The organism is Candidatus Binatia bacterium (genome assembly GCA_036382395.1).
Lineage (GTDB): Bacteria > Desulfobacterota > Binatia > HRBIN30 > HRBIN30 > JAGDMS01.
In genome coordinates, this window is record DASVHW010000344.1 from 16,222 (window position 1) to 29,228 (window position 13,007).

The 13,007-nt window shown below is 63.9% G+C and carries 14 protein-coding genes and 1 pseudogene; 10 read left to right on the forward strand and 5 right to left on the reverse strand.

Annotated features, from left to right (window positions below; genetic code table 11):
• The first annotated feature begins 13 nt into the window (after positions 1 to 13).
• The 10 genes from VF515_16440 to VF515_16485 all read left to right on the forward strand — a co-directional run bounded on the left by VF515_16440 (position 14) and on the right by VF515_16485 (position 10,735).
• Positions 14 to 1,798 (forward strand): glycosyltransferase family 39 protein, encoded by a 1,785-nt coding sequence (locus VF515_16440; GenBank protein HEX7409220.1) that lies wholly within the window; start codon positions 14 to 16, stop codon positions 1,796 to 1,798.
• Between the two features lie 128 nt (positions 1,799 to 1,926).
• Complete coding sequence (locus VF515_16445; GenBank protein HEX7409221.1) at positions 1,927 to 2,841, forward strand: glycosyltransferase family 2 protein; 915 nt, start codon at positions 1,927 to 1,929, stop codon at positions 2,839 to 2,841.
• Between the two features lie 146 nt (positions 2,842 to 2,987).
• Positions 2,988 to 3,365, forward strand: coding sequence for a response regulator (locus VF515_16450; GenBank protein HEX7409222.1), 378 nt, complete (start codon positions 2,988 to 2,990; stop codon positions 3,363 to 3,365).
• A gap of 43 nt (positions 3,366 to 3,408) precedes the next feature.
• Positions 3,409 to 5,859: a primosomal protein N' gene (gene priA, locus VF515_16455; GenBank protein HEX7409223.1), complete on the forward strand. Its 2,451-nt coding sequence runs from the start codon at positions 3,409 to 3,411 to the stop codon at positions 5,857 to 5,859.
• Positions 5,860 to 6,056: 197 nt separating this feature from the next.
• The gene (def, locus tag VF515_16460; protein HEX7409224.1) at positions 6,057 to 6,599 is read left to right on the forward strand and encodes a peptide deformylase; all 543 of its coding nucleotides are present in this window, start codon (positions 6,057 to 6,059) and stop codon (positions 6,597 to 6,599) included.
• A 54-nt stretch (positions 6,600 to 6,653) separates the two neighbouring features.
• Positions 6,654 to 7,592, forward strand: a complete 939-nt coding sequence (gene fmt / locus VF515_16465) for a methionyl-tRNA formyltransferase (GenBank protein ID HEX7409225.1) — start codon at positions 6,654 to 6,656, stop codon at positions 7,590 to 7,592.
• A gap of 227 nt (positions 7,593 to 7,819) precedes the next feature.
• Positions 7,820 to 9,190: a 16S rRNA (cytosine(967)-C(5))-methyltransferase RsmB gene (rsmB, locus tag VF515_16470; protein HEX7409226.1), complete on the forward strand. Its 1,371-nt coding sequence runs from the start codon at positions 7,820 to 7,822 to the stop codon at positions 9,188 to 9,190.
• 17 nt (positions 9,191 to 9,207) lie between these two features.
• Positions 9,208 to 9,879, forward strand: coding sequence for a ribulose-phosphate 3-epimerase (gene rpe, locus VF515_16475; protein ID HEX7409227.1), 672 nt, complete (start codon positions 9,208 to 9,210; stop codon positions 9,877 to 9,879).
• A 173-nt stretch (positions 9,880 to 10,052) separates the two neighbouring features.
• A complete protein-coding gene (locus VF515_16480) occupies positions 10,053 to 10,310 on the forward strand; it encodes a 4Fe-4S dicluster domain-containing protein (GenBank protein ID HEX7409228.1) in 258 nt (85 codons plus the stop codon).
• Positions 10,311 to 10,354: 44 nt separating this feature from the next.
• Positions 10,355 to 10,735 carry a DUF559 domain-containing protein gene (locus VF515_16485; protein HEX7409229.1) on the forward strand — a complete coding sequence of 127 codons (381 nt, stop codon included), beginning with the start codon at positions 10,355 to 10,357 and terminating at the stop codon, positions 10,733 to 10,735.
• Positions 10,736 to 10,895: 160 nt separating this feature from the next.
• On the opposite strand, the pseudogene VF515_16490 reads toward VF515_16485, so the two are convergent.
• The 5 genes and pseudogenes from VF515_16490 to VF515_16510 all read right to left on the reverse strand — a co-directional run.
• Positions 10,896 to 11,198: pseudogene (locus VF515_16490) on the reverse strand (hypothetical protein).
• 154 nt (positions 11,199 to 11,352) lie between these two features.
• Positions 11,353 to 11,688 (reverse strand): type II toxin-antitoxin system Phd/YefM family antitoxin, encoded by a 336-nt coding sequence (locus VF515_16495; GenBank protein ID HEX7409230.1) that lies wholly within the window; start codon positions 11,686 to 11,688, stop codon positions 11,353 to 11,355.
• The gene (locus tag VF515_16500; protein ID HEX7409231.1) at positions 11,685 to 12,014 is read right to left on the reverse strand and encodes a type II toxin-antitoxin system RelE/ParE family toxin; all 330 of its coding nucleotides are present in this window, start codon (positions 12,012 to 12,014) and stop codon (positions 11,685 to 11,687) included. Before VF515_16500 ends, VF515_16495 begins: the two co-directional genes overlap by 4 nt.
• 288 nt (positions 12,015 to 12,302) lie before the next feature.
• Positions 12,303 to 12,722: a hypothetical protein gene (locus tag VF515_16505; GenBank protein HEX7409232.1), complete on the reverse strand. Its 420-nt coding sequence runs from the start codon at positions 12,720 to 12,722 to the stop codon at positions 12,303 to 12,305.
• Positions 12,719 to 13,007, reverse strand: a 289-nt coding sequence (locus VF515_16510) for a type II toxin-antitoxin system prevent-host-death family antitoxin (GenBank protein HEX7409233.1), incomplete at its 5' end; no start/stop codon positions are given. The genes VF515_16505 and VF515_16510, both read right to left, overlap by 4 nt.

Sequence of the window (13,007 nt, forward strand, 5' to 3'; positions counted from 1 at the left end):
CGACACGCACACCATGGTCGATTCCATAGAAGTCGCGCCAGCAGCCACCCCCGTCGAAACCGTGGCCACGGAGACTCGCGTCGAAGCAGCGGCGGCGGCACACCCTTGGCTTGCGCCCACCGTCGTCCTCTACACCGTCCTCGTGATTGTGGCCTGGGTCGGCGTCGAACTCTGGGGCCTGGGAAACGTGCCGTTCCACACCAAAGGTGAGCCGCGAGAGGGCTTGGTAGTGTGGCAGATGACGCACCAGGGAGGTTGGATTCTTCCGCGAATCGATGGGCCTGGCGGCCTGGAGATCCCCGCGAAACCACCGATGTTCCATTGGCTGGCGGCGATCACGTCGCTGATTCACGGCGCCACCGACGAATGGAGCATCCGCTTGCCGTCGGCAGCCCTTTCCCTCATCGCGCTGCTTTGCATCTTCGCCGCCGGGACGGCGTTGTGGAGCCCACGCGCCGGTCTGCTTGCCGCTTTGACGCTCATGACGATGTTCGAATGGGCGCGAGCGTCCACTGGAGCGCGGGTCGATATGACCCTCACCTTCGGTTTGCAGCTCGCTTTTCTGAGTTTGCTTTTTTTTCTGCGCAGCCGCGCGGCGGGCTGGCTGATCCCACTGTATGCTGGCATGGCCTTGGCCGTAATGGGCAAAGGCCCGGTGGGCGTCGCGCTGCCCGGCCTGACGGCGCTCTTGATGCTGGCGCTGACACGTGACTTCACGTTCCTCCGACAGATGCGGCTGGGCTACGGCGCGCTCGCCGTTGGGACCATGGCGGGCAGTTGGTACGTCATGGCGCTGATTCTCGGAGGGCGGCACTTCTTCGACCAGCAGATTCTGGCGGAGAACGTTTTCAGGCTCCTGAGTCATGAGGATTTCAGCGGCGGACACGTGCATTCTGCCAGCTATTTGCTCGGCGCCTTGCTTCTCGGGGTGCTACCATGGACGCTGTTTCTCCCTGCTGTGGTCGCCCGGCTGTGGCGGCAGCGCCGCCAGTTGTCGAGGAACGATTCGCGGGTGTACTTGATGGTATGGATCGCCGTCGTCTTTAGCGTCTACGCCTTCGCGGTCAGTAAACGCGGCGTCTACTTGCTTTCGCTCTATCCGGCGTTGGCACTCCTGCTCGGTTGGTGGTGGGACGAACAGCGCCAGGCCCTCCCCGAAGAGGAACGCTGGTTAGCCCGGTTACTCCCGTTTGTTGGCTGGACACTCACGGGACTCCTGGCCCTCATCTCCGCCGTCGTGCTGCTCGAGACCCTCGGGATACCGATCATGGCGGTCATCCAGTGGGGGCTCCCTGCGTCCGCCAAGGCGTTCGCGCCGTGGATCAGCGACACCATGCGATCGGGCCGCTGGCTTCTGCTTGGTCTCTTGCTCACCGCAGCAGTGTCGCTCTATGTTTGCATCCGCGCGGCACAGGCGCGACGCTGGACGGAAATATTCGCCGGTATTTTCTGTGCTGCCGCCGCGCTGACCATGTCCGTCAATCGATTTATCTTGCCTGGGATCGCCGAGCACATGAGCTTCCGATCTTTCATGGCGGAGGTCCGTCAAACCTTGGCGCCCGGGGACGACCTTTTCTTTTTCAAGACCTTCGAGTACGGCCCGGTATTCTACTGGCAGGAGCACATTCCGCGCTACCAAGGGCCGTGGCCAGCTGGTGCCCCGCGTTACCTGCTGATGGAAAAAGAGGAGTGGGACCGTATGCGGCCGTCGGCTAGCGATCAGTACGAACAGGTCACCTTCGCCAGCGGCAAGGCCGCAGACAGCCCTCTTGTCCTGATCCGGCGGATTGGGCAGTAAGGCCGTATGGAAGGGTAGACCGCAGGCCGAGCGTCCGGCGGAAGAAATCTTCTGCTGGCCGGTTTTCCCGACCTGACCGATGCCGAGGTCTAGTACGTGTCGCGCACCGTCTCCTCCTTCTTCCAGCCATGAATCGCACTAGCGTTCCGGCACTGTCGGTCGTCGTACCGGTGTACAATGAGCAAGGCAATGTCGCACCACTGTGCGCGGAAATCCGCGAGGTCATCACCGCGCTCGGCCGCCCGTTCGAGATGATTTTCGTGAACGACGGCAGCACCGATGCCACGCTCGAACAGCTCCGGCAATTCGGTGCGACGGAACCGCGCCTGCGCATTCTCGACCTCGACGGCAACTTCGGCGAGGCAGCAGCGCTGTCGGCGGGTTTCCAGGCAGCGCGCGGCGACCTGGTGATTACGCTGGACGGTGACGGCCAGAACGATCCGCACGACATCCCGCGTCTGCTCGAGACCCTGGAGCGCAACGGCTGCCGCGTGGTCTCCGGATGGCGGCAAGAACGGCAGGAAGACGTGCTGCTGCGGGTGCTGCCTTCGCGCGTTGCCAATCGATTGATTACCGCCGTCAGTGGGGTCCCATTGCACGACAGCGGCTGCGGTTTGAAAATCTACCGGCGGTCACTGGTGGAGAAAGCAGCCTTGCCCCGCGGCATGAATCGTTTCCTGCCGGTGATCCTCGGGGTCGCCGCCGGTGAGGTCGCCGAGCTGCCGGTCAACGACCGGCGCCGGCAGCACGGCAAGTCCCACTACGGCATCAGCCGCACGGTGATCGTGATGCGCGACCTGCTGGCATTGCGCTTCATGATCGCCAGCCCGCGTCTGGCCGAACCCGCATGGGCAGCAGTGGCGATTGCTGCCGCTGGCGGCCTGATTTGCGGCCTGTGGGGTTCCGGCATATTGCTCGGGCTGTCCGCCACGGCGGGAATCGTCGCGCTGCTCATCTGTCACAACTTGCACCGTTACAACTACGCCCAGCAACATGGGGTGTTCCGCATCCGGCGCGAATATGCGTCTCCGGAGGCGACCTGACGGGGGCATGCAGGCGTTGAGCGCATTGCGCAGTGACCGCCTTGGCAGCGCGTGATGTGCGTTACTATTATGGAAACCTTCGCTCTCGTGGTACATTTGTTCTGTCAACGCGATTGGTGGCGGACGCAACTTAGGACGGACAGCTGATGGGAGCAAAGATTCTCGTTGTTGAAGACGATCCGGACATCATGCGCATCTTGACGCATGCGCTGAGCGCCGTTGGGCATCAGGTCGTCCCCGCCTACGGAGGCGAAGATGCGATCCGCAAGGTGAAGGCGCAGAAGTTCGACCTTGTACTCACTGATCTGTCGATGCCCAAGATCAGTGGCGTGGAGGTGATTCAGGCGATCAAGAGCGATCCGGCCACACAGCACATCCCGGTCCTCGCCGTGACCGCACACGTGTCGGATAGCATTGCCCAGTCAGCCGGCCAAGTCGGCTGTGACGGGTACATTTCCAAGCCGTTCAGCCCCAAACAGCTGGTTCAGGAAATACAAAAGTACCTCAAGCCGTCTCCGGCGTGAGGTCCAGCGGGGCGACTGATCCGCTCCCCCGGGATTGGCGCCTGTGATTGCGCGTGTCGTTGTTCTCCCAGCAGCGGGTGATACCGGAGCACTCGACTACACCGTAGATCCGGCGTTGCACGACGCGGTGCGGCCGGGCGTGCGGGTGCTCGTTCCGCTTGGCTCCCGCCAGGCGGTCGCCATGGTCACGGAGGTGGTGGACAGTTCTCCGCATCCGCGACTCAAGCCGATTCTCAGCGTACTTGATGCGCAGCCGTTACTCGACGCCACGCTCATGCGTCTCTGCCGCTGGATGGCTGAATACTACCTGAGTTCCTTTGCCGATGCCCTCACCACGGCCTTACCGGGTAGCTTGCGGGCCACCTTCGAGCGCGTCGCCCGGCTGCTGCCGCCTTCTTCTGGCGACGGGCGTGCTAGTGGCGACCAGCAGCCGGCGTTGAAGGGACTGGAGAAAGAACTCCTGGCATGGCTCGAGACCCACGGCGCGCAGAACACGGCCGTACTCGCACAGCAGTTCGGCACGGGAGCACAACGCGCGCTGAGCGGACTGCAGCGGAAGGGACTGGTGTGCATCGACTACCAGCTTGCGGGCGGACACGGCGCGACCAAACGCACCCGCTACTACCAAGCGGCCCACCGCCTCGGTCCGGAGGAAGCCCGCCAGTGGCAGACGCGACGCCCGTCGCAATATGCGGTGTACCAGTACCTACTCGAGCACCCACTCGGGCGGGCGCATGCTGGAGAGTTGCGCACGACATTCCCCAACCTGTCGGCCAAGCTGGCGGCGTTGGTCAGAGCGGGACTGGTGTCGGCCCGAGACGAAGAGGTCTATCGCCCGCTCCTGCGCGACGATGCGGAGCTGCATGATCACGTGGTGCAGCTCACCGCGGCGCAGCGCCATGCTGTCGACACGATTGCACGCGACATGGGTGCGGGATTCCGCACGCTGTTTCTCTGGGGCGTGACCGGCAGCGGCAAGACGGAAGTGTACCTGCACGGCATTGCCGCCTGTCTGGCCATGCAGCGCACGGCGCTCGTCCTGGTGCCGGAAATCTCTCTCACCCATCAGCTCATCGACCGTGTGCGTGCGCGCTTCGGCGAACAGGTGGCAGTGCTGCACAGCGGCCTGAGCGAGGGGGAGCGCTGGGATCAGTGGCGCCAGATTGCGCGCGGCGGTCTGCCCATCGTGGTCGGAGCGCGCTCCGCCGTGTTTGCGCCCCTTCCCCGGCTCGGCTTGGTGGTAGTCGACGAGGAGCATGACTCCGCCTACAAGCAAGAAGACGGCGTGCACTATAACGGCCGCGACGTCGCCATCATGCGAGCCAAGCTCAGCGGCTGCCCTGCCCTTCTGGGCTCGGCCACACCGGCAATGGAAACCTTTCACAACGGCAGCACCGGGCGCTATCAGGTCCTGACACTGCCCGAGCGCGTCGAGGCGCGTCCCCTGCCTTCGGTGGAGATTGTCGACCTGCGGCGGAGCCCTCAAGCCGGCAAGCAACTCTTAATGTCGCCGAAGCTTGCCGCCGCGCTGAAGGCCAATCTCGCCGCGCGCGGCCAAAGCCTGGTCTTCTTGAACCGCCGTGGGTTCGCCAATTTCATGCAGTGCCATGCGTGCGGTGAGGCCTTGAAGTGTCCGAATTGCAGCGTAACGTTGACCTTGCACCGGCGCTGGAACGCCTTGCGCTGCCACCATTGCGACTACACCATTTCGCCGCCGACCGCATGTTCCGCCTGCGGTGGTCTCAGCCTGAGCGCATGGGGTGCCGGCACCGAGCAGGTCGAGGCTGCGCTCCGGCGCGAGCTGTCGGGTGCGCGCATCGGCCGGATGGACCGCGACACCACCAGCCGCAAAGGGTCGCAGCGCGAGATCTTGTCCGCGTGGGAGCGGCGCGAGTACGACGTCTTGGTCGGCACGCAAATGATCACCAAAGGGCATGACATCCCGGGCGTGACGCTGGTGGGCGTGCTCCTCGCCGACCTGTCCTTGAACCTTCCAGATTTCCGTGCGGCGGAACGCACGTTCCAGCTGTTGACCCAGGTCGCAGGAAGAGCCGGGCGCGGTCAGCGTCCCGGACGCGTCATCATCCAAACGCTGCAACCCGACCATTTCAGCCTGCAGTGCGCCCTGCACCACGACTACCAGCGCTTTGCCGGACACGAGTTGGCAACGCGCCGGGAGCTCAGCTATCCGCCTTTCGCCCGTATGGTTCAGATCCGCTGCGAGGGCGAGGGAGCAGAAACCACCGAGCGCATCGCCCGTGCGCTGGCCGACCGCATCCGCACCGTTGCCTCGAAAGGCATCACCATTCTCGGCCCGGCGCCGGCACCACTCGAGCGCCTCCGCCGCCGCTATCGCTGGCAAGTGCTCGTACGCGGGCGCAACGGCGCCGCCGTACGCGCGGCAACGGCGGCAGGACGCGATACCGTCCGGCGCGAAGCGCGCAGGCTGGACGTCCGCGTGATCGTCGACGTTGACCCGTACAATATGCTCTGAAGCTAGGGTTCAAGGGACCAAGGGTTCGAGGGTTCGAGGGGAGGTTGACCCGACTGGATTCTGCCATGTAGTTTCTTTAGGGGTAGCCGTTGCCAACTTTCCAGTTCCAATGCCAAGCTCGGACAATTCCCTTGAACCCTCGAACCCTTGAACCCTTGAACCCTTGTTTCTCGCACCCTTGAACCCTGCTCTTAGCCATGTCCTTACGAACGATCCTCAAGTATCCAGATCCCGAGCTGAAGCAGCCGGCACACCCGGTGCGGAATATCGACGCGGATATTCAGCAATTGGTCGCCGACCTGGTGGAAACCATGTATGCCGCGCCCGGTGTGGGGCTGGCGGCCACTCAGGTCGGCTCGGCGGAACGGGTCATCGTCCTCGATTTGCATGAGGAGCAACCCGAGAGGGGCCTGATCAAACTGATCAACCCGGTACTCGTCGAGGCCGAAGGGTCGATCGTGTGGGAGGAGGGATGCCTGAGTGTGGTCGACTACACCGCGGAGGTACGGCGGGCGAACCACGTGCTGGTTAAAGCCTGGACTCTCGATGAGAAAGAGATCGAAATCGAAGGCGAAGGGCTGCTCGCCGTCGCCTTGCAGCACGAGATCGATCACCTCGAAGGCAAGCTGTTCATCGACCGCATCAGCCGTCTGAAGCGTGACCTGTACCGCCGCCGCGTGAAGAAATGGCTGCGCGACGGTGTGCCACTGGAGGCCAAGAAACCGGCGGTCAGCATCTGAGTACGCCAGAGGTCGTCTGGGTGATATCGTCGCAGTCGTGCTATATCGGTGCTCGTGAACAGCCTGCTACGCATCGTCTTTTTCGGCACACCGGAATTCGCCGTTCCCTCGTTGCGGGCCCTACTTGCCGGGCGCGATCCGGTCATCGGGGTGGTGTGTCAACCCGACAAGCCGGCCGGTCGTGGCCAACACCTGGCGGTACCGCCGGTGAAGCAAGCCGCGGTGGACGCTGGTTTGCCGGTGTTTCAACCAGAGAAACTGCGCGCGCCGGAAACGCTCGAGACACTGGCCTCGTGGTCTCCGGATCTGATCGTGGTGGCCGCGTACGGGAAGATCCTGCCGAAGATCGTGCTCGACTTGCCGCCACTCGGCTGCATCAACGTCCACGCCTCGCTGCTGCCCAAGTACCGCGGTGCGGCACCGATCCAGTGGGCGATCTGGCGCGGAGAGGAGCGCACCGGGGTGACGATCATGCGCATGAACGAGGGCATGGACACCGGCGACATCCTGCTGCGGCACGAGATCGATATCGGCCCCAACGAAACCTCCGGCGAGTTGCAGGGACGCCTGGCTGAACTGGGCGCACGAGTGCTGACCGAAGCGATTGCCGGGCTGCACACGGGAACGCTCCTCGCCCAGCAACAGCGCGAAGAGGAGATGACGCTCGCACCGATGATCAAGAAGGCAGACGGCCACATCGACTGGACGCACCCGGCTGTCCACCTCGCTCGCATGGTCCGCGCCTTCAATCCGTGGCCTTCCGCTTACACCCGTCTCGGCGGCAAGCAGCTGAATATTCACCGTGCCCACGCCGACGCAGGTGGCGGCGCCGCGCCACCGGGAACCGTCGTGACGATCAACCGGGGCTTCTCCGTGGCGACGGGCAAGGGCGTGCTCGTACTTGAAGAGGTGCAACTCGAAGGCCGCAAACGGTTGGCGGCGGCAGAGTTCGCCCGGGGAGCCGTCAAAGTCGGAACGGTGCTCGGTGAGTGAGATTCCCCTCCTTGCCAAGGGACTGTCGATTTTCGCCCAGCGGGCACCCCTCGATACGCCGCCAGAAGAGGGCGGCTCGGGGCGAGCGGTTCCATGTTGAATTCAGAGGGTTTTCACCGTTCACCCCGAGTAGGCCGCATTTTCTCAGGGGCCGTATCGAGGGGCCACTCGCGTTTATCGACAGTCCCCCAAGGAAGGGGGATCCAAGAAGAAAGCATCTCACTTCTGTGAATCGGATCACAAGCACTAGTCCTTCGTCGGACCCCCGCGCCATGGCCTGGGAGATCCTCCGGCGCGTCGAAGAAGAGGGCGCGTACGCTGATGCGCTGCTCGGGAACGCACCGAACGCGCCCACACTGGCGGCGCGCGACCGCGCGCTGCTTACCCGCCTGGTGTACAGCACGCTTGCCTGGCAGGGCTACCTGGACCACGTCCTCGCCGCCTTTTGCCGCCGGCCTCCGGCAGCGCTGGACGCACCGGTACGTACGCTCCTCCGCTTGACGCTCTGCCAGATCTGCGTGCTCACCAAGATTCCCCCGTTCGCGGCGGTGAACACCGCGGTGGAGCTGGCCAAACGCTTTCGGGGCGGGGCGGCGGCCGGTCTCGTCAATGCCGTTTTGCGCCGTGCGGCCACCAGCTGGCGCGATGTCCAGTTCCCCTCGCGCCAGGATGATCCCATCGGGTACCTCTCGGCCCGACTATCGCACCCGCGCTGGCTGGTCGAACGCTGGGTGGCACAGTACGGCCTCGACGAAGCGGAAGCGATGCTACGTGCCAACAACGAACCGGCGCCCACGGCACTCCGCGTGAACCGACTCAGCGGCGACCCGGCGAAGCTCTTGGAGGAATGGCGCCGGGCGGGGCGTGCGGCAGAAGCGTCTCCGTACTCACCCGTCGGCATTCGCGTCGCCGATGGTGGGCCGGCGGAGGCCATGCCTGGGTATGCAACCGGGATATTCTCGGTGCAGGGAGAGGCATCACAACTGGTAAGCTTTCTGCTGGGCGCCCAGGCGGGCGAGCGCATCTTGGACGTTTGCGCCGCGCCCGGAGGCAAGGCAACACATTTGGCGGAGCTGATGGATAACCGCGGCGAGCTGGTCGCTATCGACGTCAGTGCCCGGGGGATCGAGCGGCTGGCGCGCATGGCGCAGCGTCTCGGGCTGTCGATTCTGCATCCGGCGGTAGCCGACGCGACCACCTGGCATCCCGCCGACGGCAAGTTCGATCGGGTCCTCCTCGATGCACCCTGTTCCGGATTAGGCACGCTGCGCCAGCATCCGGAAATCAGATGGCGCCGCACGCCGGAAGATATTGCATCGCTGGCGGCGTTGCAGCGGCAGCTACTGCTGCGCGCGGCGGAGTGGGTCCGGCCCGGCGGTGTCCTGGTGTATGCCACCTGTACCCTGAGTTCCGAAGAGAACGACGAGGTGATCGGTCGCTTCCTGCATGAACAGCCGTTGTTTCTGGTCGATGATCCTCGCCCGTTCCTACCCGCTCAGGCCCGTGAACTGGTCGGCCGCGGTGACGCGTTGCGCACCTTTCCGCATCAGCATGACCTCGACGGCTTCTTCGCCGTCCGGTTGAAGGCGCGCGGATAGCACGATATCGTCCGCTGGTGATCACCATCGCGCCATCCATCCTGTCGGCAGACTTCGCCCGCCTGGGCGAGGAGGTCCGCGCCGTCGAAGCCGCGGGGGCGGACTGGCTCCATCTCGACGTCATGGACGGTCACTTCGTGCCGAACCTCACCATCGGCCCAGCAGTGGTCCGCGCCGTCCGCAAGGCCACCCGCCTCACGCTCGACACCCATCTGATGATTGAGGATCCGCAGCGCTTCATCCCGCCCTTTGCCCAAGCCGGGACGGATTTCATTTCCGTGCATCAAGAGATCTCCGCCAATCTCCCCGATCTCATTCGCCAGATTCGAGACGAGGGAGTTCGTCCAGCCGTAGCGATCAATCCCGACACGCCGCTGGAAACCGTCGCAGACATCCTTCCGTCGATCGATCTGCTGCTGATCATGAGCGTCCATCCTGGCTTCGCCGCCCAGGCGTTCATCGAATCCGTGATGGAGAAGATCGCCCAAGCCGCACGTTGGAAGCGGGAACGAGGGCTCTCCTACCTGATCGAGGTGGACGGCGGGATCAAGGTGGACAACACGGCTCGGGTCGCCGCTGCCGGGGCCGAGGTGTTCGTCTCGGGCTCTGGCATTTTCGGCACCGCAAACTACCGCGACACCATTGCGGCCATGCGGCGCGCCGCAGACCAGGCCTCGCGCCTGCCCTGATAACTCACGCCCTGGTCGGCAGCTACAACGCCCACGGCAAGCTCGCGCTCGGACATCTGCCGACTGCTGAAGAGGTTGGCGATACGTGGCATTTCAACTTCCAGGATGTGTATGCCGCCGGCAAGGGCCAGAGCGAATTTCTCCATCCGAACGGCGCGAGTCCCACCTGGGGAATGAACTGGGACGAGGACCAGCGCGCCGGTGAGTATCCCAACGCCTACTTCTTCTATCTCCCGCGCCTCTGCAATCACTGCACGCGACCCTCGTGCGTCGAAGCCTGCCCACACGGCGCCATGTACAAGCGGCCTGAGAGCGCCTCCACCCTGACCCTCCTCCGTTCGCGGAGAGGCTCACTGGAGGAGGGGACTGGATCCGGACTCCGCCTCCGGTCCCCTCCCCTGTTGCCACTTCCGGCAACGGGGGAAGGCTAGGGTGGAGGCGCAAACAGACGCGGCACTTGTTATACAAGCGACCGATGCCTGAACCCCCACGCCGCCGCTGGCGATCCTCCGCGGCAGGGCAATCTCACGCCCGCGAGTTACGCCGCGCTCTCACCCCCGCCGAGCAACAACTCTGGCAGCACTTGCGATCCCGCCAACTCGCGGGCTACGGCTTTCGGCGCCAGTACCCGGTCGGCCGCTTCATCGTTAACTTCTTTTGCCCGGCGGCACAGCTGGTCATCGAAGTCGATGGAGATAGTCACGCCGAGCAGACCGACTATGACGCCGAACGGACTCGCTGGCTGAACGAACAGAAGGGCTACACCGTACTTCGTTTCACCAATGGTGATGTGCATCACAATCTGACGGCCGTGCTGGACGCCATAGTCGCGGCCCTAACACGGCCTCCACCCTGAGCGGCCTCCACCCTAACCCTCCTCCGTTCGCGGAGATGCTCACTGGAGGAGGGAACCGGAATCTGGACTTCCCCTCCTGTCCCCTCCCCTGTTGCCACTTCTGGCAACGGGGGAAGGTCAGGATGGAGGCGATTTTCTGAGCAGCCTCAAGGGCTGGCGCTCAGCCGCTGCGGCCACGCCGTGCTGTTGCGGGTTCACCTGAGCCGCCGCGTGGCCGCGGTCGGCTGGAGGGCCGTGTTGGGCTCGTCCTCGGCAGCTTGCGTGACTGGAGGTCGATAATGCGGGCAACGGCACGCAAGGTCTCGTTCACGGACTCCCGATCTTTGAACACTTCCGCTACATCTGGATCGAGGACGATCACGTTCGTCCCTTCCGCCTACCGCTTGGCGTACTTGCCCCGAACGCCACCGCTGAAGTTGTAGTGGTCTCGCATCTCGTCGCCGTTACGATGTGCCTTCTTCATATCTTTCGCGCTCGCCTCTGTCGGCCTCTCGTGCACTGATGATCCGTACCGTGTTGTCCTCCTCAGTGTGTACCACAACGAGCAAGCGGCATCGAAATTTTGGATGCTCGCGACGTGCTCGTGGGGTTTTTCTACAGCCTCAACGGCTTGGCGCTCACCGGCCGCGGCCACGACGCAACGTTCCCTGCTTGGGTCGAATGCGTTTCGCACCGCGGCGCGCTGCAGCGGCTTGGTTAGCCGTTCCCTCCACTTCGAGATCCTCCAGCCGCACACCACGCCCAGCACGCAGGCTGGTGCGGGCTGCGGCGATGCGACTCAGGAAGCGCGGATCGTTCTCGAGACGGTAGTCGAACCAATCATCCTCGGACTCGAAGCCGATGAGAAGACCGGCCGCCTTACCGTGGCGCGTGATCACGATCTCCTCCTTCGCCGCCTGGCGTAGGTATCGCGACAGACCATCTTTCACGTCGGACAATGCCACTTCCTTCATAACTTGGTTTCTCCCTGCTCTTCGGCGATCTCCTTCTCCGGCTCGCCATGTCGCTCAAGCCACACAGCGGCTTGGGATTTCGCTACGATTGCCAGTACTTCGACGGCCTCGTCGGTCGCGTCGTAGAAGACCCGAACTTCCTCAACGCGCAGCCGATACTGGGGGCGGCGCATACCCCGGAGGCGTTTGATCCGACTCCTACTCGTCTTCGTCGGCTCGTGCCGCAGGTATCGCTCCATTGCATCTCGTACCGCCGCTCGATCGGTGGCTTTGAGCGCCTTGAAATCCTCCTTCGCCTCGGGGGCCAGAATGATCTCTCGACGCATTCTGGCCAGAATCTAGCCAGAACGGGAACCGCGGTCAAACGGCTAACGAGCTTGTAGAAAAACCCCTAAAACGCACCTCTGTCGAATTTCACGCGAAGCCGCGATTCGTCTCCGCCGCGTTTTTCTGATGACTCCCGCACGCTCGGAGAGCCGCTCTCGCAACACTTTCAGGCATTTTCGACCGAATCGTCAAGTTTCGCCTCCCGAGGATCTCGACGCGCTTAGCGGGTATTTGCAGCCTGCCTTACAGCTCCTGTTTTCCCTGACACCCGACACCTCACGCCTGGCTCACTCGACGCCAATGCACTCGAACCCGAGCGCTTGCGCGGCCGCCGCTTGTTGCTGATCGTGCGTGGCAAAGATGAGTTCGATACGGTGGCGCTCACGCAGCAAGAGGGCACTGGCGAGGTGCAGGGTATCGAGCGTCTTCACGACGGTCCCCATCGGCAAAGAGGCGCGGCGGAGAACGGCCCGGCTGAGCGCCACGTGTTGGATGCCGCGCTCGACGCGAGCGAGCGTGGCGATGGCGGCACCCACGGCGGCGTCATCGAGGACGGCGGTGAGGCGCAAGCGCTCGACCGTCCGGCGCGCTTCAACGCCGAGCAGCTCGCTGGCGTAGGCGCTCTCCCAGCGGCCCCATGCCGCCAGCGCCGGCTTGTCGCGGAGCACAACGCGCAACACGATGCTGGCGTCGAGGTAGACGATCATCGCTGGTCGCGGCTCGCACGCAGAATGGCCACCACGTCGACCTTGCGGCGCAAGCGGATCTTGGGTAGCACCTTGATCGGCGGGACGCGTCCCTGGGCTGGCTCGACGCGAAAATCATCGGTCGCTGCATCGATCGGGACCAGCCGAGCGATGGGGTGATTCCGATCGCACACGACCACGGTCTCGCCGCTGCGCACCTCCGCCAGATACGCGCTCAGCCGGGCCTTCAAGCCGTAGACGTTGGTCCGTTTCATGGTCTTGTTATGACCATATGTGGCCTTCTCG

What these genes read in the sequence shown, in the direction of transcription:
- VF515_16505 (HEX7409232.1), bottom strand. Translation starts at nt 12,722, where the DNA reads ATGATCGTCTACCTCGACGCCAGCATCGTGTTGCGCGTTGTGCTCCGC.
- VF515_16450 (HEX7409222.1), top strand. Translation starts at nt 2,988, where the DNA reads ATGGGAGCAAAGATTCTCGTTGTTGAAGACGATCCGGACATCATGCGC.
- VF515_16485 (HEX7409229.1), top strand. Translation starts at nt 10,355, where the DNA reads ATGCCTGAACCCCCACGCCGCCGCTGGCGATCCTCCGCGGCAGGGCAA.
- VF515_16480 (HEX7409228.1), top strand. Translation starts at nt 10,053, where the DNA reads ATGAACTGGGACGAGGACCAGCGCGCCGGTGAGTATCCCAACGCCTAC.
- VF515_16445 (HEX7409221.1), top strand. Translation starts at nt 1,927, where the DNA reads ATGAATCGCACTAGCGTTCCGGCACTGTCGGTCGTCGTACCGGTGTAC.
- VF515_16500 (HEX7409231.1), bottom strand. Translation starts at nt 12,014, where the DNA reads ATGCGTCGAGAGATCATTCTGGCCCCCGAGGCGAAGGAGGATTTCAAG.
- VF515_16440 (HEX7409220.1), top strand. Translation starts at nt 14, where the DNA reads ATGGTCGATTCCATAGAAGTCGCGCCAGCAGCCACCCCCGTCGAAACC.
- def (HEX7409224.1), top strand. Translation starts at nt 6,057, where the DNA reads ATGTCCTTACGAACGATCCTCAAGTATCCAGATCCCGAGCTGAAGCAG.
- VF515_16495 (HEX7409230.1), bottom strand. Translation starts at nt 11,688, where the DNA reads ATGAAGGAAGTGGCATTGTCCGACGTGAAAGATGGTCTGTCGCGATAC.